At 63.9% G+C, this 21,530-nt stretch carries 16 protein-coding genes and 2 tRNA genes; 15 read left to right on the forward strand and 3 right to left on the reverse strand.

Annotated elements, in window-relative coordinates:
- Positions 1-85 precede the first annotated feature (85 nt).
- From ftsA to FRC96_RS06220, 3 genes are all read left to right on the forward strand, one after another.
- Positions 86-1,318 carry a cell division protein FtsA gene (ftsA, locus tag FRC96_RS06210; RefSeq protein WP_115602784.1) on the forward strand — a complete coding sequence of 411 codons (1,233 nt, stop codon included), beginning with the start codon at positions 86-88 and terminating at the stop codon, positions 1,316-1,318.
- A gap of 216 nt (positions 1,319-1,534) precedes the next feature.
- Positions 1,535-2,842: a cell division protein FtsZ gene (gene ftsZ, locus FRC96_RS06215; RefSeq protein ID WP_146973639.1), complete on the forward strand. Its 1,308-nt coding sequence runs from the start codon at positions 1,535-1,537 to the stop codon at positions 2,840-2,842.
- A gap of 70 nt (positions 2,843-2,912) precedes the next feature.
- Positions 2,913-3,695: an RNA methyltransferase gene (locus FRC96_RS06220; protein WP_146973640.1), complete on the forward strand. Its 783-nt coding sequence runs from the start codon at positions 2,913-2,915 to the stop codon at positions 3,693-3,695.
- A 25-nt stretch (positions 3,696-3,720) separates the two neighbouring features.
- On the opposite strand, the gene FRC96_RS06225 is transcribed toward FRC96_RS06220, so the two are convergent.
- Complete coding sequence (locus tag FRC96_RS06225; protein ID WP_146973641.1) at positions 3,721-4,059, reverse strand: hypothetical protein; 339 nt, start codon at positions 4,057-4,059, stop codon at positions 3,721-3,723.
- A gap of 101 nt (positions 4,060-4,160) precedes the next feature.
- On the opposite strand from FRC96_RS06225, the gene FRC96_RS06230 reads away from it, so the two are divergent.
- The 5 genes from FRC96_RS06230 (at position 4,161) to FRC96_RS06250 (ending at position 11,248) form a co-directional block, all read left to right on the forward strand.
- On the forward strand, positions 4,161-5,690 hold the full coding sequence (locus tag FRC96_RS06230) for a hypothetical protein (protein WP_146973642.1): 1,530 nt from the start codon (positions 4,161-4,163) through the stop codon (positions 5,688-5,690).
- 144 nt (positions 5,691-5,834) lie between these two features.
- Positions 5,835-6,104, forward strand: coding sequence for a 30S ribosomal protein S15 (gene rpsO / locus FRC96_RS06235; RefSeq protein ID WP_146973643.1), 270 nt, complete (start codon positions 5,835-5,837; stop codon positions 6,102-6,104).
- A 368-nt stretch (positions 6,105-6,472) separates the two neighbouring features.
- Positions 6,473-8,578: a polyribonucleotide nucleotidyltransferase gene (pnp, locus tag FRC96_RS06240; protein ID WP_146973644.1), complete on the forward strand. Its 2,106-nt coding sequence runs from the start codon at positions 6,473-6,475 to the stop codon at positions 8,576-8,578.
- A 259-nt stretch (positions 8,579-8,837) separates the two neighbouring features.
- Positions 8,838-9,821, forward strand: a complete 984-nt coding sequence (locus tag FRC96_RS06245) for a hypothetical protein (protein WP_146973645.1) — start codon at positions 8,838-8,840, stop codon at positions 9,819-9,821.
- A gap of 104 nt (positions 9,822-9,925) precedes the next feature.
- Entirely contained in the window at positions 9,926-11,248 is a 1,323-nt protein-coding gene (locus FRC96_RS06250) for a hypothetical protein (RefSeq protein WP_146973646.1), read from the forward strand.
- A gap of 113 nt (positions 11,249-11,361) precedes the next feature.
- Here the strand turns inward: FRC96_RS06250 and FRC96_RS06255 are convergent, their stop codons facing one another.
- Positions 11,362-12,285: a redoxin domain-containing protein gene (locus tag FRC96_RS06255; protein WP_146973647.1), complete on the reverse strand. Its 924-nt coding sequence runs from the start codon at positions 12,283-12,285 to the stop codon at positions 11,362-11,364.
- A gap of 102 nt (positions 12,286-12,387) precedes the next feature.
- On the opposite strand from FRC96_RS06255, the gene FRC96_RS06260 reads away from it, so the two are divergent.
- The 6 genes from FRC96_RS06260 (at position 12,388) to FRC96_RS06285 (ending at position 17,832) form a co-directional block, all read left to right on the forward strand.
- Positions 12,388-13,797, forward strand: a complete 1,410-nt coding sequence (locus tag FRC96_RS06260; protein WP_230469938.1) for a cytochrome c biogenesis protein CcdA — start codon at positions 12,388-12,390, stop codon at positions 13,795-13,797.
- Between the two features lie 261 nt (positions 13,798-14,058).
- Positions 14,059-14,289: an FmdB family zinc ribbon protein gene (locus FRC96_RS06265; protein WP_146973649.1), complete on the forward strand. Its 231-nt coding sequence runs from the start codon at positions 14,059-14,061 to the stop codon at positions 14,287-14,289.
- Positions 14,290-14,448: 159 nt separating this feature from the next.
- Complete coding sequence (dnaK, locus tag FRC96_RS06270) at positions 14,449-16,341, forward strand: molecular chaperone DnaK (protein WP_146973650.1); 1,893 nt, start codon at positions 14,449-14,451, stop codon at positions 16,339-16,341.
- A 173-nt stretch (positions 16,342-16,514) separates the two neighbouring features.
- Positions 16,515-17,399 (forward strand): hypothetical protein, encoded by an 885-nt coding sequence (locus tag FRC96_RS06275; protein WP_146973651.1) that lies wholly within the window; start codon positions 16,515-16,517, stop codon positions 17,397-17,399.
- A gap of 113 nt (positions 17,400-17,512) precedes the next feature.
- A tRNA-Gly gene (locus tag FRC96_RS06280) sits at positions 17,513-17,584 on the forward strand.
- Between the two features lie 176 nt (positions 17,585-17,760).
- Positions 17,761-17,832 (forward strand) — tRNA-Gly (locus FRC96_RS06285).
- A 476-nt stretch (positions 17,833-18,308) separates the two neighbouring features.
- Here FRC96_RS06285 and FRC96_RS06290 read toward each other — a convergent pair.
- Positions 18,309-20,063: a peptidylprolyl isomerase gene (locus FRC96_RS06290; RefSeq protein WP_146973652.1), complete on the reverse strand. Its 1,755-nt coding sequence runs from the start codon at positions 20,061-20,063 to the stop codon at positions 18,309-18,311.
- 381 nt (positions 20,064-20,444) lie between these two features.
- Here FRC96_RS06290 and FRC96_RS06295 point away from each other — a divergent pair, with 381 nt between their 5' ends.
- On the forward strand, positions 20,445-21,482 hold the full coding sequence (locus FRC96_RS06295) for a rod shape-determining protein (protein ID WP_146973653.1): 1,038 nt from the start codon (positions 20,445-20,447) through the stop codon (positions 21,480-21,482).
- Positions 21,483-21,530 lie beyond the last annotated feature (48 nt).

Raw genomic sequence — 21,530 nt, forward strand, 5'->3', positions numbered from 1 at the left:
TTTGTAGATGTTTCTGGACTCGTGATGGTCGCTACGTGGGGTGGCGAGGGCACGGGGTTCGGGCCGAGACCAGGGAAGGTGCGGTATGGCGAATCGACGAAATGGTGAGATTGTTGTTGGGCTTGATATCGGGACGACCAAAATCGCCTGCATCATCGGCGAGGTGACTCCCGAGGGGATCGATGTCATCGGGATCGGGTCGCACCCCTCCAAAGGGATGCGCAAGGGTGTGGTGATCAACATCGACGCCACGATCAACTCGATCAAAAAGGCGGTCGAAGAGGCCGAGCTGATGGCGGGCTGTGAGGTCAATACGGTGCATGCCGGCATCGCCGGCGGCCACGTGCTGGGCTTTAACTCCCACGGCATCGTCGCCATCAAAGACAAAGAGGTGAAGGGCGGGGATCTCGATCGCGTGGTCGACGCGGCGCGCGCCGTGGCGATCCCGATGGATCGGCAGCTGCTGCATGTGATTCCGCAGGAGTACATCATCGACGAGCAGGACGGCATCAAGGAGCCCCTGGGCATGACCGGGGTTCGTCTGGAGGCCAAGGTCCACATCGTGACCGCGTCGGTGACCAGCGTTCAGAACATCGTTAAGTGCGCCAACGCTTGCGGCCTCAACGTGGCCGACATCGTGCTGGAGCAACTCGCCAGCAGCGAGGCGGTGCTCGGCGCCGACGAGAAAGAGCTCGGTGTGGCCGTGGTCGATATCGGCGGCGGTACCACCGACATCGCCATCTACAGCCAGGGCAGCCTCGTGCATACCGCGGTGCTCTCGGTGGGCGGCAACCACCTGACCAATGACATCGCCGTGGGCCTGCGCACGCCGATGGCCGAGGCCGAGCGCATCAAACAGCGCTACGGCTGCGCGATGACCGGCAAGGTCAGCGCCGAAGAGACGATCGAGGTGCCCTCGGTGGGCGGGCGCCCCCCGCGGATCTTGAGCCGCCAGATCTTGAGCGAGATCATCGAGCCCCGCGTCGAGGAGATCTTCGCCTACGTGGCCCGCGAGATCAAAGAGTCGGGGTGTGAAGATCTCATCTCCGGTGGCGTCGTGATCACCGGCGGCACCACGCTGCTTGAGTGCATGCCGGAGCTCGCCGAGGAGGTCCTCGGGCTTCCTGTGCGACGCGGTGTTCCGCGCAACATCGGCGGGCTCGTCGACGTGGTGCGCAACCCCAAATTCGCCACCGGTGTGGGGCTTGTGCAGCACGGCGCCAAGGCTCCTGAGCGTGCGCCCTTTGGCGAGAGCCACGGCAACCTCTACCAGCGCCTCACCACCCGCATGCGGGAGTGGCTCGCCGAGATGTTCTAAGTCGCTTGCTGGCCGATGGGGCCGGTGCTATCGTCGCGCGAAGTCTCAGCTTTATGTGGAAACAAGGCGCGGGGTGATACCGTTGTGGGTTGGCAAGAAGAGGACGCGGCAACCAAGTCCGTCCTTGCGGTAAGCGCGCCTTGAGGCGTATCATCTGCGCCCGCCCACGGGTGGGCGCAGATGTTCAGTTCTGACTCAGGAGTCCAGGGAAAAGGTATGCTCGAGTTCGATGACGCCGATGTCTCAAACGCGGCAAATATAAAAGTGATCGGCGTGGGTGGGGGAGGCGGCAACGCCATCAACACGATGATCACCGAGGGGATCTCCAGCGTGGAGTTCATCGCGGCCAACACTGATTTGCAGGCGCTGGAGACGAACCTCGCCACGGTCAAGATTCAGCTTGGTGGCGCGCTGACCAAAGGGCTTGGCGCGGGCGCCAACCCGGACGTCGGCCGTAACTCGGCGCTCGAGGATCAGACCCGCATCGCCGAGGCGCTTAAAGGCGCCGATATGGTCTTTGTGACCGCTGGTATGGGCGGTGGGACCGGTACCGGTGCCGCGCCGATCATCGCGAGCATCGCTCGCGAGCAGGGCGCGCTGACCGTTGGTGTGGTCACCAAACCCTTCCAGTTTGAAGGGCGCCGCCGCCGTCGCTCCGCCGATGAAGGGATTCGCAACCTGGCCAGCGCGGTCGATACGCTGATCACGATCCCCAACCAGCGCCTGCTGGCGATCGCCGGCGAGCAGACCACGATCCTGGAGGCCTTCAAGAAGGCCGATGAGGTGCTCTTGCACGCCGTGCAGGGGATCTCGGATCTCATTACGGTGCGTGGTCTGGTCAACGTCGACTTTGCCGATGTGCGCACGATCATGACCGGCAAGGGCCTGGCGTTGATGGGCACCGGCCGTGCTTCCGGCCCCACACGCGCGCTGGAAGCCGCCGAGACGGCCATCTCCTCGCCGCTTCTTGAGGATGTGTCGATAGAGGGCGCCACGGGGATTCTCGTCAACATCACCGGCGGCGTGGACATGACGCTCACCGAGATCAACGATGCGATGATGCTCATCGAGCAGGCCTCGCACGAAGACGCCAACATCATCTTCGGAAACGTCATCGAAGAAGATATGCGTGATGAGCTGATGGTGACGGTCATCGCCACCGGCTTTGATAAGCCGCGCGCCGAGAGCTCGGACTTCAGTGAGATGAGTCGCCGTCGCGAGTCGACCACGCGTCAGTCGGCCCCGGTGGCCGCGGCACCTCGTCAGGCCGAGCCGCCCCGTGCACCGGCACCGGTCGAGGAAGAGGTCGTCGAGAGCGTTCCCGCCCAGCGCGGGGCGCCGGCTTACCAGAGCAGTCCGCGTTATGATCGGGGATCGCAGGACTCGGTGACTGAGCGTCGCGCGTCCTTTCTGCGCTCGAACACCGGCAGCCATGCGGTGCCCGGCGGGTTGAGCGCCACGGAAGAGGAAGAGATCGACACGCCGACCTTCCTTCGTAACTCGCGGCGCCGCAACGACTCCTGATCTTCGGGCGACGCGGTCGCTCCAAGCCCGCTCTCAATGGGAGCGGGCTTTTTTGTCTTTGAGAGCAGTTATGACAGCTTTGATTGAGAACGTCTCCGTGGTGCTGGTGGAGCCCCAGGATGACATCAACATCGGCAATGCGGTTCGCGCCTCCAAGAACTTCGGCATCGAGGATCTTCGGCTGGTCAACCCGGCGCATGCCGATCGCGAGCGCATCGCGATCAGCGCGCCCCGCGCCCACGAGACGATCGATCGGATGGGCCATTTTGAGACGCTGGACGAGGCTCTGGATGATTGCGTGATGACCGTGGGGTTGACCGCCCGGGCGCGTTCGGCGCACTGGCGGGTGCTGGAGCCGGAGCAGGCCGCGGCCGAGCTCATCGCCGAAGCGGCGAAAGGCCGGCGCGTGGCGATGCTTTTTGGTCGGGAGGATAGCGGGCTTCCGAACAGCGCGCTCGATCGCTGTCAGGCGGTCGTCACGATCCCCACCAACCCGGACTACAGCTCGATCAACCTGGGCCAGGCCGTCTTGCTGATGGTCTGGGAGGTGTCTCGGGCGGTGCGAAAGATGCAGGCTGGCGAGGTCGTGGCGGCCCCGGCTGCCACGTCCCAAATGGAGTGGCACTCCGAGTTTGACCCGGCGCCGATGGCCGGGCTCACCCGGATGTTCGGTCAGGCGGAAGCCGCGCTCGAAGCCATTGAGTTTGTGAAGGGGAGCAGCAACGATCACATCATGCGCAGCCTTCGCTCGGTCTTTTTACGCGCGCGCCTCGACACCCGCGAGCTTGCGATCTGGCACGGGATCTTCAAAGAGATCGTCGCATATATGCGTCGAAAGGGCATTGAGCCCTGAGCATGGCGGTCTGCGCGATACGGACTCAGTCGGCCGAGAAGCAGTAGTCGGTCTCGGCCTGACCGTCGGCGTCGTAGCAGCGGTGCCCCTCGCGGCAGGCGTCGTCGCTCTCGCAGCTCTTGAGGCAGAAACTTGTGTGGCGGTCGATCACCACGCAGGTGGAGTCCTCGGGGCACTCTCCGGGGCGGCAGTCGCGCACGGTGCAAAGACCACCTTCCACCGAGAGGTCGCAGCGAGCGCCCGAGGGGCACTCGTTATCGGAGGCGCACTCCGCGCCGATCTGCGGCGCGCATCCGACTGCCAGCAGCAGCGTCAGGGTGAGGATGGCCGGGAGCACGCGCGTCAATGGGAAGAATGGGAGCATGGGGCAACGTTCTGGCTGGAGTTCAGGTGGGCGCGACGCGCTGAGGCTGGCAGGATGCCAGCGACCGGGTCGTTCTACCGCCGCATCGAGAAGCTGACAAGATGAAGCCAGCCAGCGCAAAGAGAGCAGGGGGGATGCTCGTGGGGGGCTCGGCCTCGGTGCTCACGCATCTGCTGGCAGCCGCAGCGCTGGCCTGGGTGGTCACTCCGCCTCCGGAGGAATCCCAAAACGAGGACGAGGCCGTTGAGGTTGTGCTGGAGGAGTGGGAGCCTCAGTTCGACGAGCCCGACGCCGACATGCCGAAGGACGATCCGCTCCCGCGCGAGAATCCGCCCCCCGAAGAAGAGCTGCTTGCCGAGGCCGAGCCTGTGCTCCCGGAAGAGCCGCCGCCCGAAGAAGCGCCTGAGGAAGACGACGAGGAAACGCCACCGGAGCCTCCACAGCCCACCAACGAGGCGATCGCCGTGGAGTTGCAGAACCCCGAGCCCGCCGACGAAGAGCCTGAGGACGCCGAGTTTGTCGCCGAGGTCGCCCAGCGCACCGACGTGCAAATGGTCGCCGAGCAGACGACCCTCGAAGACGCCGAACCTCCCGAGCCCGAGGAGGAGGCCAGCGCACCGGAGCAGGAGGTTGCGCCCGATGCTCCCGAGTATCTCGCCAGTGAGAGTGACGTCTCTGACGATGATCTCGAGGGCGCTCGAGAAGATGAGGGTGAGTCCGAAGCGTCCATCGCTCGAACTAATGATCTGGCCCAGGCGACGCGCGAGGAAGAGGCGCCTGGCTCGCAGGCGGCTTCGGCCCGGCCCGATGAGCCTGTTGTGGAACCCGAGCCTGCTCAGCCGCCGGAGGATGCTCTGGCGATGAGGCTGCCTGTCAATGAGACCGCCGAAGCACCGCTGGTTCCGGAGCGCACCTCGGAGTCCACCGAGACCCCCGACCCTGCTGAAGCGCCGAGTCCGACGCAGCAGCCCGATACGGAGTCTGCCGGCGTCGCCGATGAGACTCTGGGCCCGTCACGTCTGTTCGGCCGGGATATGAAGGCGTACCAGGAGGTGTTTGAAGAGCGGGACGCGGAGCGCGCCGAGGAGATCGCCGACGCGCGTGCCTCGCAGCGACGGCGGCTGCTCAGCGGTTGGCAGGGCGACAGCGCGAAGTTGCGCGCCAGCCTGCAGAACTTTGTGCCGCACGTGCAGGTGGGCAATCACACCCAGGTCAACGCGGCCTCGGCGGCTCACGCCACGATGATCGCGCGCATGCACCGACGCTACATTCACCCGCAGTGGGCCGAAGGCTTTGTGCGCCGTATTGAGTCCGACCATCCCATCTGGCATCCCCTCAACAACCTCGAGCTGATGGCTCGCCTCGAGCTTGTGATCGACGGGGAGAGTGGGGAGGTGGTCGATGTGGTCCGCCTGGAGAGCTCGGGCAACGAGTTCTTCGACGGTCAGGCGATCATCGTCGCCTGGAACATCACCTCGGTGGCGCCGGTGCCCGATGAGGTCATCAGCCATGACGGGCGCGTCTACATCCACTGGGAGTTTGCGCGCGGGCCCAGGCTCTGCGGGACCTTTGGGGCGCGGATCTTCAAGCTCACCGCGCCCGGCTCCGAGCGTCAGCTGGATTCGCCGTGAGCGGGCTTGCGCGCTTGACTTTAGACAGGGGCGCACCTAGTGTCCCGCGCCGTACGCAGCCTCGGCCTACTCTCCATGGGTGGGTTGCCGGGGCGTTGATGTGTACCGGAGCAATTCATTCTACTTCTGACCAAAAGGAACCCCATGGCCCTGCATCCGGATCGCAAAGCGGAGATCATTGAACAGTTCAAGCGCGGTGAAGGCGACACCGGCAGCCCCGAAGTTCAGGTGGCGCTGCTGACGACCCGCATCAATGAACTGCAGACCCACTTTGAGTCTCACAAGCACGATCACCACTCGCGTCGCGGCCTGCTGAAGCTTGTTGGCCAGCGTCGCCGTCTGCTTGCGTACCTGCGCAAGACCGACGTCAACCGCTACCGAGAGCTGATTCAAGCGCTCGGCCTGCGTAAGTAAGGCTTTTTTGCCCCCGCTGAGATGGCTCGGCGGGGGCATTTTCGTAACGAGCCTGAGTCGACATGACGATTCAGGGAGAGGACAACGACGACGTTGGCTTCGATAGGGTAGCCTGTAACAGGCCCCCTCAGCGCACACGAAGCGTTGGTGAGTCCTGTTACATGCTACGCAATCGCGCCCTACCAAAGTTGTTCGAGTCCACCCGTCAGATTGTTCTCGACGATGCTCAGGTGACCACTCTCCGGTATATCGGCCGGGGCAGGGTGCCCGGGTTCATCTTCGGGGCAGGGCTCAACGGGCTCGTATTTTGAAGGACCGCAGCGCGGGGATCGGCCCTGTGTGCGGCGACAATGTATGAGGAGAAAGATATGGCGATTATTCGTGAAGGCGCAAAGTTTGGGGACCGTGAACTGATCATCGAAACCGGCCGCATGGCCCGCCAGGCCAACGGCTCGGTGGTGGTGCAGTACGGCGACTCGATGGTGCTGTGTACCGCCACCGCCGGTGGCGAGCGCCCCGATCTGCCCTTCTTCCCGCTGATGTGCGACTACGTCGAGAACATGTGGGCGGCGGGCACCATCCCCGGCGGCTACTTCAAGCGCGAAGGCAAGCCCAGCGACAAGGCCGTGCTCAGCAGCCGCCTGATCGACCGCCCCTGCCGTCCGCTCTTCCCCGACGGCTACATGAACAACACCCAGCTGATCGCGTGGGTGATCAGCGCCGACCGCGTGCATGATACCGACATCCTGGGTATCACCGGCGCCTCGACCGCGCTGATGATCAGCGACATCCCCTGGAACGGCCCGGTGGCCGGTGTGCGCGTCGGTCTGGTCGATGGCAAGTTCATCGCCCACCCGAGCTTCGAAGAGCGCGAGCGCTCCTCGCTGGACCTGGTCATGGCCATCAGCCCCACCGCCGTGGTGATGGTCGAGGGCCTGGCCGATGAGGTTCCCGAAGACGTGATGGTGGAGGCCCTTGAGTTCGGGCGCGAGTCTGTCCAGGACGTGCTCGACCTGCAGATGAAGCTGGCCCGCTCGATCGGCAAAGAGAAGATGGCCGTCAACGTCACCAAGCGCGACGACGCCATCGACAAGGCCGTCAAGAAGGCCGCCGGCACCAAGCTCAAGAAAGCTCTGGCCGTGGCCGACAAGCTCGAGCGTTATAAGGCGCTCGATGCTCTCAAAGACGAGATCGTCGCCAAGCTCGAGAAGGACTACCCGGAGAACCTGGGCGATGTGAAAGACGCCTTCGGCGATCTTAAGAAAGACGTCGTGCGTAAGGCGACCGTCAAAGACAAGATCCGCATCGACGGCCGCGGTCCCAAAGACATCCGCCAGATCACCTGCGAAGTTGGCGTGCTGCCGATGGTACACGGCTCGGCGCTCTTCACCCGCGGTGAGACCCAGGCGCTGGTGAGCACCACGCTGGGCACCGAGCGCGACGCGCAGCGCATCGACACGCTTGAGGGCGATGTCACCCGCAACTTTATGCTGCACTACAACTTCCCGCCCTTCTGTGTGGGTGAGGCCAAGCCGCTTCGCGGCACCTCGCGCCGTGAGACCGGTCACGGGACGCTGGCCGAGCGCTCGCTCTCCTCGTCCTTGCCCGACCAGGCCTCGGAGTTCCCGTACACCATCCGCATCGTCAGCGACGTGCTCGAGTCCAACGGGTCGAGCTCGATGGCCAGCGTCTGCGGCGGCAGCCTCGCGCTGATGGACGCCGGTGTGCCGGTCAAGCACGCCACCGCAGGTATCGCGATGGGCCTGATCAAAGAGGGCGATGACCTGGTTATCCTCAGCGATATCCTCGGCGACGAAGACCACCTGGGCGACATGGACTTCAAGGTCTGTGGCACCGAGAAGGGCATCACCGGCTTCCAGCTCGACACCAAGATCGAGGGGCTGAGCAGCCAGACGATGGTCGACGCGCTGATGCAGGCTCGTGAGGGTCGTCTGCACATCCTCAACATCATGAATGAGGCGCTCAGCGCCCCGCGCAAAGATCTGGCGGCGACCGCTCCGCGCATCGTCACCATCCAGATCCCGGTCTCCGAGATCGGCACGATCATTGGCCCGGGCGGCAAGACCATCCGCGCCATCCAGGAGACCACCGGCACCACCGTCAACGTCAGCGACGACGGCACCGTGCGCATCGCGTCGAGCGGGCAGGCCGCCGCTCAGCAGGCCATCGAGATCATCGAAGGTCTCACCGAGAAGCCCGAGGTGGGCAAGATCTACCTGGGGACGGTCAAGACCGTGGTCGATTTCGGCGCCTTCATCGAAGTGCTCCCGGGCGTTGACGGCCTCTGCCACATCTCCGAGCTGACCGAAGGTCGGGTCAACAAGGTCGAAGATGTGTTGCGCGAAGGCGATGAGTGTCTGGTCAAGGTCATCGCCGTCGACAGCCGCAGCGGCAAGATCAAGCTCAGCCGCAAAGAAGCGCTGGCCGAGCGCGGCGAAGACGCCGGCGAGTGAGGTTTGAGCGGGGAGGGCGCAGCTCTCCTTGCTGAATGGCGTCACCCGTTAGAACGAGGCCCGCACCGACCTCCCCGTCGGTGCGGGCTTTTTTACGTTGAGCGCACCTCGATGAATCGATGGTGCAATCCCCCCGTCAGACCCGGGACGCCTCGGTGGTGCGGGTTGTTGCCGCCCCGGCCATTTGGTAGCTTGAGCGCGTTGACGCCCGCGCGCTCTGTGGCCGCGGCGTCTCATCAATCTCCGGTGGAGGGTTGCGATGCGAAAACTCAGTGTCCTGGCCATGTTCATGTTCGTACTGCTCGCGATGTCATCCCAGGCTGCGGCCGAGGAGGGGATCGCCGCGATGCTTGGCGAGATCGAGTGGGGCGATAGCCGCGACGAGGTCGTCGAGAAACTTCGTGAGCAGATGATCCAGAAGGTGCGCGACGATGAGAGCCTGCGAGGCGACCGGGTCGCGATGCAGCGCGCACGCCAGCGCGCGCTCGACCGTGCCCGGGGCGTCGAAGACAGCCACACCCAGCTTCGCGGCTCGCGCACCGGCTACGAGGTCAGCATCATCTCCGGGGAGTTCAAAAAAGATAATAATGAAGAGCTCTTGCGCGTTCGCGACGAGGTCGCCCAGCGCTACTACCTCTTCGTCGATGGCAAGCTCTACCGGGTGGTCGTCGCCTACAACAGCGACTACGTCGAGAACGTGGGTTTTGAGACTTTCCTGGCTCAGGCCAGCCGCCGCTACGGCCGCCCGATCTCCTCGGACTACGGGGAGGTCTTTGGCGAAGAGGTCCTGGTGCGCGCGACCTGGGAAGACCGGGACTCGGAGCTTCGGGTTGAGGATAAGCGTGAGTTTTTTGGCACCTTCGCGATGATCTTCAGCGATCGCAGCATGCTCTCGGAGCTCCGTGCCGCCAACCGCCTGGCCACCGGCGATCAGGCCCAGCAGGCCGAAGTCTCCGACCGGGTGCGCGCGCTGCAGCGCTCGGAGGCGGTCGACCGCCACGCCGGCGCTGTCGACTCGCTGCTTGGCGGCGACACCACCGTCGACCTCTCGGCGGGGCGCCCCGACTACAGCGAAGAGGAAGCCGCGGCGGCCGAAGCTCAGGCCCGCGCCGAGGCCGAAGCCCGCGCCGAGCGTGAGCGCGAGGAAGAGAAGAAGAAAAAGAAGAAGAAAAAACGTCGTCAAGAGCGTAACGACTTCAGCGATCTGGAAGCCGGCGGTGGCGACGATCTGATCATTTATTAAGCCTCATCGCCCGCCGGATGTGCGGGCCTGCGATGCGATCCTCACGGGCCGAGGCTGCAAAGGCGGCGCTCGGCCCGTGGTGTGTCAACCTCTGGAGAGATGTAATGACCCTTTTGAAGTCCTCAAACCTGCCTTCTTTCATCTTTCATCGTCGCGCAGGCGCGCTGGTTGCGGCCAGCCTGGCGCTGGGAAGCCTGATGGCTTGCGGTGGTGATGAAGATCCCTTTGCGGAGCTTGAGCCGGCGGCACCGCTCTCGCTCGATACGTCCCAGATCGGCGTGGGCATTCATCACGGCGATGCGCTCGCGCTGGCGGTCAATCGCTCGGAGTCGGTGGAGGTCGTCAACGCTACGGCGACGCACGGGCTTCTGCGGGTAAAATCCTACGACGAGATCGCCACGGTGGTTGGCGAGTACCACGCGCACCCGTTGCCCTCGCGCTTTGATGTCCGGGATGCCAACGACTTTCCGACCAGCGGGACGCCTGCCGGACGTCTTGCGGCGCGTACCGACGATCTCGTCGCGGAGGTCGAGCTCGCCGAGCAGGAGGCCGAGGTTGAGCTCGTCTCGGAGCTGAGCATCGTGGTGGATTTCTGGCGCGAGCGCGGTGACTGGCTGGTGCGCTGGGACGGCCTGCTCAACCAGGGCACCAACATCGAAGGGGAGGGCACCTACGGGTTCACGCGCCAGGAGATGGTCGACGATCTTCTGGCGGATCTTTCGGAGGTCGCCGAGACCCACCAGCCCACCTGGATCATCGTTGGTGACCGGATGGACGGGCTTCTGGCCGGGCCGGATGGTGAACCCGTCTCGGAGGCGGAGTTCGATGCCTTTGAAGACTTCTTCTCGCAAGCGGTCGACGCCATCAAAGAGGCCTCACCCGACACGAAGGTCGCAGCCGGGTTCCACTGGGAGAACGTCACGGGCACCATCGCCGCGCGCTATGCCGATGGCGAGGTCAACGAGGCAGCCATCGACCAGGCCTTTGCCGAGGTCGTGCTGCCCTTCGTGAACGCGGGCGATGCCGTGGCGCTGCGCAGCTACGCGGTGCCCCAGGATATGGTGGAGTCGCACTACCAGTACCTGCGGCGCATTGAGGCGATTCACGGTGTGACCAAGCCGGTGGTGATCTATTCGGCGTCGAGCCCGATCACCTCGCAGACCGCCTACGCGCAGCAGGCCAGCTACTTCACCCGCCTGCTCGAGTATCTGGGAGGCGTCAACGTGGAGCTGCTCGCCTGGGAGCGACTCACCAACATCGACGGGGTGGATACGACCGACCAGACCTTGATCGGTCGCTGCCGCACGCTCACGAACCCGGAGAACCGCGTGGTGCAGATGGAGCAGGCCCGTTGTTTTGACGGGCTCTTCTCGCTCTTTCGCCCCAAAGCAGTGATGGATCTTCTGACGGCGCAGGCCGCCGAGTGAGACTCATGGGTTGAGCGAAACATGCCGAAGGCCGCGCAAACGCGCGGCCTTCGGCGATCGTGGCGACGGGCGATGGATGGATGCTCCCCGGCGCGTCGCGCCGATGCCACACGTCAGGGGGCGCCGGCATCCGTCTTCGTATCCCTTTCCTCGGAGGGCTCAGCGGCTGAGGCGCCCGGCTCGGGCGCGCTCGCACCAGGAGGATCCGCGGACGGATCACCAGAGGGCAAGGTGGTGGCCAGGGCGCGCTCGATGCTGGCGATGTCGTCGACCCCGAAGGCGACCTCCACGACCTCCCCGTCGGCACCGACCAGGGCGTAGGTCGGGAGCGCACGCACCAAAAACGCTTCCGTGAGGACCCGGTTGGTGTCGAGGTAGACCGGGGAATGGCGTGTGCCGTTGTTCTGAAGGTACTCGCGCACCACGCCCGGCTCCTCGTCGCTGAGCGTGATCACGGTGAGGTCGTCGCCGTAGCGCTCGGCGATGGCGGCGATGCGGGGCTCGGCCAGCTTGCAGGCCTGGCACCACGTGGCCCAGAAGTCGAGGAGGTAGGGTTTGCCTTCCAGGCTGTCGGCCGGGAGCGGGTCGCCATCGGCGGCCTCCAGCGAGTGCGTCGGGGCCGGGGCGCCCACCAGGTGTCGTCGAGCGACTTCATCGGGAGTGGGCGAGGAGGGCAGGGTCATGCTGCGTGTCAGGACCTCTTCGCCACGGCGTACGGTGATGTCGACGGTGGAGTTGATGCGTTTACCGCGCACCAGCGCGAGCAGTTTTCCGGCGGTGCGCACCGGCTCGCCATCGACGGCGATGACGCGATCGCCCTGGCGCAGCTCGGCCTCATCGGCGGGGGAGGTGCGAAGCACGAGCTTGACCTCCACGCCGGTGCCATCGCTCGCACCCAGGATGATCCCCAGCCAGGGTCTGGCCATGGGGCGAGCAAAGTCGGGCTCCTGAGCCTGGGCCGGCAAAGCGGTGAGGCTGAAGGGGGCCAGGCTCAATGCGATCAGAAGCAGGCTGCGACGGAATAGCTTGGTGTTCATAGGATTTCTGCTCTAGGTTCGGCGGGCGCGCCCCTTAGTATCATGATGGCGAGGCGGTCGCGAGAGGTTGCCGTGAGATGAAGTCGACGAGCGAGAATGCCGATGTGTTCAAAGGCGAAGACGCAGAAGGTGTGGTTGGCGCTGAGCTTGATGGTGGCGCTGGGGTGGCCGCAGCTGGTGTATGCCAGCGAGGGCGCTGCGGTGGCGCCCCGGTGGCCTATGCTTGCCGCCGGGGGGCTGTTGGTGATGGCCGGCATGGCCCTGATGACGCTGCGCCGCGCCTGGTTTGAGCTGTCGTCTCGCGCCAAAATCTGGCGGGTGGTCGGTGTGACGCTGGCCGGTATCGGTTTTTACGCGCTGACGTTCGGGGTCACCGAGCCTCCTCCCGGAGGAGAGCGCGTCGGTTGGGTCACCTCCTACTCCGAGGCGCAAAAGCTGGCAAAAGCTCAGAATCGACCGATCATGCTCGACTTCACCGCCGACTGGTGCCTGGCCTGCGGCGAGATGGAAAGGGAGGTGTTTGAGCACCCGCAAGTCCGTCAGCGCCTCGAAGACGAGTTCGTCACCCTGAAGATCGACTATGAAGGCGGCGACGCCGAGACCATCGCTGCGATTGAGCGCTTTGAGGTGTCGGGCCTGCCGCGTATCGCGTTTGAGAGCCCCGACGGGGAGTTTCTACGCGGCCCCAGCTTTGAGGGTAAGCTCGGCGTGGAGGAGTTCAACGAGCGCCTCGATGCGGCTATTGAGGGGCGCGACGCAGGCTCGCAGGGCTGGCTCTCGGACGCGCTTCAGGAGCGGGGTCTCTGGGCCGTCTTCATTCTGGTATTTGGTGCCGGTGTGCTCTCGAGCTTTGCCCCCTGCGTCTACCCCTTGATTCCCATCACCATCGGGGTCTTCGGGGCGCGCCAGGCCGCCACGCGTCGTGAGGCCTTCTTGCTCAGCCTGACCTATGTGTCTGGCATCGTGGTGACGTACTCGGTGCTCGGCGTGATGGCGGCGAGCCTGGGGACGGTCTTCGGCGGGTTCTTGCAGCACCCGGGGGTTCAGCTGGGCATCGCGCTGCTCTTTGTGGCGCTGGGGCTGGGGACCCTGGGAGCCTGGGATATGCGACTGCCCGGAGGTCTTCAGACGCGTCTGAGCCAGGCGGGAGGTGCCGGGTTTGGAGGCGCGTTTGTGATGGGCCTTGTGGCCGGCGCGATCGCCGCGCCCTGCATCGGTCCGGTGGTGGCGGGCATCCTCGTCTATGTGGCGCAACAGGGCGATATGCTGCTGGGGTGGTCGTTGCTCTCGATCTTCGCGCTGGGGCTGGGGCTGCTCTTTCTGGTGCTCGGCACGTTCTCCGGGCTCATCCAGAAGCTGCCGCGCGCCGGCGGGTGGATGGAAGGCAGCAAAGCGGTCTTCAGCGCGGTCTTCTTCGGGCTGGCGCTCTTTTACGCTCGCCTGGCGCTGCCGGCGCTGGTCACCCAGACCGAGCGAGTCTGGTGGGCGCTTGCCAGTGGTCTGATGGGTTAAGTGCGACACACGGCACGAACCGCACACCTCTCGGGGGACTTCTGTGGAAGTTCGTCCCGGAATACATGCTTGACGCTTAGTAACGTGTGTATACCTTGGGCGCGATTTGGCCCGGTTGAGCCCGGCGTCTGGCTGCGTCGCAGCGAGCGTTACACGTATCGAACCGGGTCACCCTCATCCAAACTGGCGCAAGCTCGGGCGCGTTGTCTGCGTTCCACGATGAGCCATGCGCGAGCCTGAGCTATCAGGAGGTAAGAGCTCATGCCTATCTACGAATACCGTTGTGCCGGCTGCGGCCATGTTTTCGAGGAGATCCAGCGATTCTCGGATCCTGATCCGGAAGCCTGCCCCCAGTGCGGGAGCCCGCAGGTCGGGCGGATGATCTCCGCCAACTCGTTTCAGCTCAAGGGGGGAGGGTGGTACGCCCAGGACTATTCCGGGGGCTCCTCGTCGTCGTCGAGCTCGTCTTCGGGCGGTGGCGGTGAGGGGTAGGGGCAGGTACCTGAAAAAACGTTTGGTGATCGATGAAGTGTGCCTAGGATTGGCGCTGACAGATGAAGAGGGCCCCAAACGCCACCGATTCGCACGTTGAGGTGGCGAGCGGTGGCCGGGCCCCACGGACCTATTGTTCCAGCTATAAGGAGAACCAACATGGGCAAAATGATCGGAATTGACCTGGGTACGACCAACTCGGTGGTTGCGGTGATGGAGGGCAAAGAGCCCAAAGTGATCGCCAACCAGGAAGGGTCGCGCACGACTCCCTCGGTGGTGGCGTTTGACGAGAAGGGCGATGTGCTGGTGGGCCGTGTGGCCAAGAACCAGGCGATCACCAACCCGGAGAACACCATCTTCTCGGTGAAGCGCTTCATGGGCTTGAAGTTCAAAGAGCTCAAGAACGAAGCGGATCGCGTACCTTATAAGGTCGTGTCCTCGGACAACGGTGACGCGCATATCGAGCTTCGCGGCAAGAAGCTCAGCCCGCCGGAGATCTCCTCGAAGATCCTGATGAAGCTCAAAGAGGCGGCCGAGAGCTACCTTGGTGAGACGGTGACTGAGGCGGTTATTACGGTTCCGGCCTACTTCAACGACGCTCAGCGCCAGGCCACCAAAGACGCCGGCCGCATCGCCGGCCTCGACGTCAAGCGCATCGTCAACGAGCCGACCGCCGCAGCGCTCGCTTATGGTCTGGAGAAGACCGAGGAAGAGCTCATCGCTGTGTTCGACTTCGGTGGCGGTACGTTCGACATCTCCATCCTGGAGGTGGGCGAGGACGTGGTCGAGGTCAAGAGCACCAACGGTGACACCCACCTGGGTGGTGACGACGTCGACCAGGCGATCATCGACTGGCTCATCGCCGAGTTCAAGAAAGACACCGGCATCGACGTCTCCGGCGACAAGATGGTGCTTCAGCGCCTCAAAGAGGCTGGTGAGAAGGCCAAGATCGACCTCTCCAGTGTTCTGGAGACGGACATCAACCTGCCCTTCCTCACTGCGGACCAGAGCGGTCCGAAGCATCTCAACATCAAGCTGAGCCGCGCGAAGCTCGAGTCGATGATCGAGCCGATCATCGAGCGTACGCTTGAGCCCTGCCGGAAGGCGCTGGAAGACCGCAACCTCAAGCCGAGCGACATCGACGAGGTGATCCTGGTCGGTGGCTCCACGCGTATCCCGCTGGTTCAGAAGAAGGTCGCAGACTTCTTCGGCAAAGAGCCGCATAAGGGTGTGAACCCCGATGAAGTTGTCGCGCTTGGTGCGGCGGTTCAGGCCGGCGTGCTCAGCGGTGACGTCAGCGACATGCTGCTGCTCGACGTGACCCCGCTCTCGCTGGGTATCGAGACGAAGGGCGGCGTGATGACCACGCTGATTCCTCGCAACACCACGATCCCGACCAAGCGCAGCGAGGTCTTCAGCACGGCGACTGACAACCAGACCTCGGTGACGGTGCATGTGCTTCAGGGTGAGCGTCCCATGTCGGGCGACAACCGTACGCTCGGCAAGTTCAACCTGGACGGTATCCCGCCGGCTCCGCAGGGTGTGCCGCAGATCGAGGTTGTCTTCGACATCGACGCCAACGGCATCGTGCACGTCTCGGCCAAAGACAAGGCCACCGGCAAAGAGCAGAAGATTCGCATCGAGTCTTCCAGCGGTCTGGCCGATGACGAAGTCGAGAAGCTGGTGCGTGAGGCCGAAGAGCACCGCGAAGACGACAAGCGCAAGCGGGAGCAGGCCGAGCAGCGCAACAAGGGCGAGGCCATGGTTCACTCCGCTGAGAAGACGCTCAAGGAGTTCGGTGACAAGCTCGATGCTGAGCAGAAGACCGAGATTGAGAGCAAGGTCGAGGCGCTGCGCAAGGCCATCGACGCCTACGACGACGCCGCGATTGCTTCCAGCATCGAAGAGCTCGAAGCCCTGATGCACAAAGCCGCCGAGAAGATGTACGAGGCCACCGGTGGCGAAGCGCCCGGCCCTGACGCCGGCACCGACTCGAAGGGCGGCGACGATGATGACGATGTCATCGACGCTGAGTTCGAAGAGGCGAAATAATCACGCCGTACACGTGATTCGTTGGGGGTAGGGCACCACGCGCTCTACCTCCCCGCGGCGTAGCTAAGCCGGCGAGGGTGATCCTCGCCGGCTTTTGTTATAGTAGGAGAGGCCGTCAGAATGCGGGTGCCGATTGGAGACCCATGAGTCTGTGAGTTGCTGGAGAAGCAGGTATGAGCACGAAGAGCCCCAATACTGGCCGACAGGGCGCGGTGGAGAGTCATCAACTCGATGATGGCGCGTTTGAACTTGTGGTCGATGATGTGGCCTCCGGAGCATCCGGTGCTGCGAGCAGCGGTGCCGGTGCGTCGGGAGGTGCTGCGTCGAAAGGCTCCGGGGTGGGCGGAAAGCTGCTTGCGATTGGCGGCGTTGTGGCCATCGGCATTGGCGCGGTGCTCGCGGTGAGCCTGATGTTTGGGGACACCTCGGAGCCCGGCGACGACGAGGTGGAGCTTGATGAGGTGCCGTCGTTTCGTCCCTACGAAGGTAGTGGAGCAGTCGCGGCGCCCGCGCCCGAGCCTCGGGTTCGAGAGCGCCGGCCGACGCAGGGCTGGGAGGTTGAAGAGCAGGGCGATGAGATCCTGGTCAACGGAGAGCCTGCGGAGCCGGACTGGCGCATCACCGAGCGAGACGTCATCGGTAAAGAGATCGACGGGGAGCGCATCATCGCCGACTCGAAGGGCGAGCCGATGTCGAAGATCGAAGCGGAGATACGTGCCCGCAAGATGGTCGAGGCGATTGACGAGTCGGAGTACGAGTTTGAGAGGCGGATGCGCGTGCGTGACGCGCTGAACTCCCGCATCATGGTTCCCAGCCGCGAAGGGATCGGCAAGGTCGAGCTGGCACCGGGCGTGAGCCTCGGCTCGGAGCTGCAAGAGCAGCTCTTGCAACGCTACGGGGCGACCGGCGCGGCGTTGGAAGGTCAGGGAGACGAAGGGGAGGTCGTCGAAGGCGAAGAAGGCTACTACGACGAAGACGAAGCGTATTACGAGGACGAGGCCTATCTGGAAGAGGAGGAGTACCTCGAGGATGAGGCCTGGGACGATCCCACGTATTGAGTGGATGACGCACTGAGTCATATCGCGTCATTTTTATGCGAAAAGCTGTTGACAGCTTACGGCTCCTGACTTAAAAACCTCCTCGTTGTCGCCGAGGTGGCAGCGACTCCCAGGCGGGAGTAACTCAGTGGTAGAGTGCAACCTTGCCAAGGTTGAAGTCGCGGGTTCAAATCCCGTCTCCCGCTCTAAGAAAGCCCCGAAACGCGAACAGCGTCTCGGGGTTTTTTCGTTGCCTGCCCTAACGGAGGCGATGCGTTTGGCGCATGCACAATGTGTTTATTTTACAGAAAAGTGGGTTGACACCCTGACCCTCTAAATCTATAAACCTCCTCGTTGTCGCCGAGGTGGCAGCGACTCCCAGGCGGGAGTAACTCAGTGGTAGAGTGCAACCTTGCCAAGGTTGAAGTCGCGGGTTCAAATCCCGTCTCCCGCTCTAAAAGAGACCCCGAAACGCGAAAAGCGTTTCGGGGTCTTTTCGTTTTTGGTCTGGCGTGGCCAGACGCTCGGTCTGTCGTTCGTCGAGGGGAGAGTAGGGAAGTGCGAGACGATTAAGTACGCAGACGCGCCTGACGCTGCTGTGAGGCCAGGGCGACCCGGGTTTGTAGGGGCCGGACCCATTTCTGTGCATAGGCGGCGTACAGGCGCTCAGGAGCACCTGCGACCCTGTATTAAGGCGTGGGGTAAGGGGTGACACCAGGGTTAGAGAGGGCGGTGCGTCGGACCAGGGCGCTTGTCGTGCGTCAGGAGACGTTGTCGAGGTTGTGATCGGCATGCCTTCCTCTCCGCACGCGCTGGCGAATGTGGGGGCGTCGGGGCTGAGACATTGAGCACGAGAGGCGTGGTCTTTTACGCGCACAAAAAAGCCCCCGACCCTGAGAGGGTCGGGGGCTTCAAGGTGCAGGCCGGACGTTAGTTCGCGGCTCCCACGAGGTCAGCCAGGGGGTCATCGCCGGTGATCATGTCGCGGACCTTCTCGGCGGCGGGGCTGGACTTCTCGTAGAGCTCGATGGTGCCGTTTTCCAGGCCCTCTTCAAGCGCGGTGTCCACGTAGTGGCCAGCGCTCTCCAGGGGGTTGACGAAGAGGAAGCGCCAGGGGCCGAGGAACTCGGAGACCTTCTCGGCGCGCAGCTCCGAAGAGAGCTCGGCGCGCGCGTCGGCTTCAAGCTCGCCGGCGTCTTCGCGCTCTTTGAGGCGGATGACGGCCAGGGTGTTGTCGACGCGGGCGACACGGGGAAGCAGCGCGTCGTCTTCGCTGAGGTTGAACGTCTCGGTGAGGAGCTCGGTGTTCTGACCAAGTTTGGGGATCTCGTTCCAGCTGCGGCCGAAGTTCATGCCGGCGAGCTGGGCGCGGAACATGGCCGGGATCTGCTGCCCCTCTTTGTTGAACATGCCGGTGGTGTCGACCGAGAGGCTGTTCCAGAGGGCGGCCTCGGCGCCGGGCTCTTCGCTTCCTTCGGTTTCGGCGGCGACTTCAGCCTGGATGGCAGCAAGGGCCTCTTCAAGCGAGCTGTCGTCAGCCTGAGCGCGGGCATGGAGGCGCTGCGCCATCTGGGCGCCGCGCTCATCGATGAGATCCTGGCGCAGGAGGGTGGAGGCGATGTCGTTTTGCACGTCGCTGAGCTCGGGCACACCGGCTTCTTCGCGCTCTTCGACTTTGACGAGCATGCGGGCAAAGTCGGTCTCTACTTCGCGGACTTCACCGACCTCGGCGTCTTCGATCGCAGCGGCGATGGCGGCGTCGAGGTTCTCGGGGGTGGTCCAGTCCATCAGGCCGCCCTGGCTGCGGGCGTAATCCTCGGAGAGATCGGTGGCGACGGCTGCGAAGTCTTCGCCTTGCTCGGTCACGCGGGTCTTGGCCTGCTCGTAGCGCGCCAGAGCGTCGGCGTCTTCGGCGGCTTCCGCCGGCTTGGTGATGTAGATTCGGCGGATGCGCACGCGCTCGTCCGTCTCAAACTCGCTGCGGTTCTCTTCAAAGTAGGTGGCGATGCGCTCGGCGTTGTTGGCGACGAACTCGGCGATGGCTTCATCGCTGAGGTCGAGGGCGCCGGCCAGCGTCTCCTGGGAGAATTTTACGAACTCCAGGTTGATGCGGGTGTTGCGCAGCTCATGAAGCTCTTCCACTTCGGCCGGCGATACGGCGACCTGCATATCGAGCATGGCCAGGTACTTGCGGGCGAGGAGCTCGCGACGCTTGAAGGCTTCGTAGCGCTGAAGGGGCACGCTGAGGCCGAACTTCACGTAGCGCTCGTAGAAGGGGCCGTCGAACTTACCGGTGCGGCCGTAGCTGCTGAGGAACTCAACGTTGCGCGAGCCATCGGTGATGTACTCGGCGAACTCCTCGTCGCTGACACGCAGGCCGGCGTCTTCGGCGCGGTCGGCGAGCAGGTAGATGGCCAAGACCGCTTTGAGCGCGGTGGCCTGCTGCTCGTAGTAGGTGTCGTCGAGGGTGGTCGAGCGGTTGGCACCGTAATAGCGGTTGTAGATGACGTTGACATCTTCGGTGAAGATGTCGGTGCCATCGACGCTGGCCATGAGCGCGCGGGAGCCCGAGGGGCGGCAGCCATCGGCGGGGGCGCCGAAGAAGACCGCGAAGACGACGATCAAGAGACCGACGAGGATGTAAGAGAAGCCGCTTTTGGTGGAGCGGCGCATTTGATCGAGCATGGGGAAGTAACTCCTGCGACAATTCTTAACGAGGGCCGACGGCGCGCTCGCGTCTCCAGAGACAAGGCGCGCACACCAGTGCAGACGGAATCAATGCCTGGTGCGAAAGGTTCAATTCCGCCGGGCGGCTCAAGGCGGGGGATGTTAACGAGTCGGGATCGGGTTGGCAAGCTCGCCGCGCTCGCCATGAGAGGTGCTGTAACGCTGTGTAACCGCGGTGCGAAAGCAGCCCCTTGCGAGGTGGTGAGGGTGGTCTTTTCGCTTGTGTTACTTTAACGATCTTTGTTAGCAGACGAGCTGCTTGCGCGCCGCGTCAAAGGCGCGGGTCGACTCCCACGTGGCGGGTCGACCGTCGAAGCACGTCACCTACAGGAAAGGCGCATGTTCAACAAGCTCCTCGGCCTCTTCAGCGATGATCTGGCCATCGATCTGGGCACGGCCAACACCCTTGTTTATGCCAAGGGCAAGGGCATCGTATGCTCTGAGCCGTCGGTCGTGGCGGTGCAGCGCGATGCGCGCGGAGGCAAGCGCGTCAAGGCAGTGGGGCGCGTGGCCAAAGAGATGCTGGGGCGCACGCCCGGGAGTATCGTGGCGATTCGTCCGATGAAAGACGGCGTGATCGCCGACTTTGAGATCACCGAGGCGATGCTGCGCTATTTCATGGGCAGGGCGCATAACCGTCGGAAGCTGTACTCCCCGCGGGTTATCATCTGCGTGCCTTATGGCATTACCGAGGTGGAGAAACGCGCGGTTCGGGAGTCGGCGTTGCAGGCAGGCGCCCGCGACGTGTACCTGATCGAGGAGCCGATGGCCGCGGCGATCGGGGCGGGGCTTCCCATCGCGGAGCCCTCCGGCAATATGATCGTGGATGTGGGCGGGGGTACGACCGAGGTGGCGGTGATCAGCCTCTCGGGGATTGTGTACTCGCAGTCGGCGCGCGTCGGCGGTGACAAGATGGATGAGGCCATCATCCAGCATATGAAGCGCAAGTATAACCTGCTCATTGGCGAGCGGACCTCTGAGATGATCAAGTGCACCATCGGTACGGCCTACCCGACCGAGGAGGTGATGACGATGGAGGTCAAAGGGCGCGACCTGGTGGCCGGGTTGCCCAAGACGCTTGAGGTCAACTCCGATGAGATTCGCGACGCGCTGCAGGAGCCGATCAATGCGATTGTGGAGGCGGTGCGAATTGCGCTGGAGCGCACGCCGCCCGAGCTCAGCGCCGACATTGTCGACAAGGGTATCGTGCTTGCGGGGGGCGGGGCCTTGCTCAAGAATCTGGATATTCTGATTCGGGAGGAGACCGGGCTGCCGGTGCTGATTGCCGACGATCCGATGTCGGCGGTGGTGCTGGGCAGCGGTCAGGCGCTCGATGAGATGGAGCTGCTCAGTGAGGTCGCAGACCACTCGTATTGATGAGGTCGGTGTGGCCTCTTCGTCCAACCCCGTCGTCTAAAGCGTGAG

It is taken from the genome of Lujinxingia vulgaris (assembly GCF_007997005.1).
In the GTDB taxonomy this organism is placed as follows: Bacteria; Myxococcota_A; Bradymonadia; order Bradymonadales; family Bradymonadaceae; genus Lujinxingia.

Coding starts and splice junctions, on each gene's coding strand:
- dnaK (WP_146973650.1), top strand. CDS start 14,449: ATGGGCAAAATGATCGGAATTGACCTGGGTACGACCAACTCGGTGGTT.
- ftsZ (WP_146973639.1), top strand. CDS start 1,535: ATGCTCGAGTTCGATGACGCCGATGTCTCAAACGCGGCAAATATAAAA.
- FRC96_RS06220 (WP_146973640.1), top strand. CDS start 2,913: ATGACAGCTTTGATTGAGAACGTCTCCGTGGTGCTGGTGGAGCCCCAG.
- FRC96_RS06260 (WP_230469938.1), top strand. CDS start 12,388: ATGTGTTCAAAGGCGAAGACGCAGAAGGTGTGGTTGGCGCTGAGCTTG.
- ftsA (WP_115602784.1), top strand. CDS start 86: ATGGCGAATCGACGAAATGGTGAGATTGTTGTTGGGCTTGATATCGGG.
- FRC96_RS06275 (WP_146973651.1), top strand. CDS start 16,515: ATGAGCACGAAGAGCCCCAATACTGGCCGACAGGGCGCGGTGGAGAGT.
- rpsO (WP_146973643.1), top strand. CDS start 5,835: ATGGCCCTGCATCCGGATCGCAAAGCGGAGATCATTGAACAGTTCAAG.
- FRC96_RS06295 (WP_146973653.1), top strand. CDS start 20,445: ATGTTCAACAAGCTCCTCGGCCTCTTCAGCGATGATCTGGCCATCGAT.
- pnp (WP_146973644.1), top strand. CDS start 6,473: ATGGCGATTATTCGTGAAGGCGCAAAGTTTGGGGACCGTGAACTGATC.
- FRC96_RS06225 (WP_146973641.1), bottom strand. CDS start 4,059: ATGCTCCCATTCTTCCCATTGACGCGCGTGCTCCCGGCCATCCTCACC.
- FRC96_RS06255 (WP_146973647.1), bottom strand. CDS start 12,285: ATGAACACCAAGCTATTCCGTCGCAGCCTGCTTCTGATCGCATTGAGC.
- FRC96_RS06265 (WP_146973649.1), top strand. CDS start 14,059: ATGCCTATCTACGAATACCGTTGTGCCGGCTGCGGCCATGTTTTCGAG.
- FRC96_RS06290 (WP_146973652.1), bottom strand. CDS start 20,063: ATGCTCGATCAAATGCGCCGCTCCACCAAAAGCGGCTTCTCTTACATC.
- FRC96_RS06230 (WP_146973642.1), top strand. CDS start 4,161: ATGAAGCCAGCCAGCGCAAAGAGAGCAGGGGGGATGCTCGTGGGGGGC.
- FRC96_RS06245 (WP_146973645.1), top strand. CDS start 8,838: ATGCGAAAACTCAGTGTCCTGGCCATGTTCATGTTCGTACTGCTCGCG.
- FRC96_RS06250 (WP_146973646.1), top strand. CDS start 9,926: ATGACCCTTTTGAAGTCCTCAAACCTGCCTTCTTTCATCTTTCATCGT.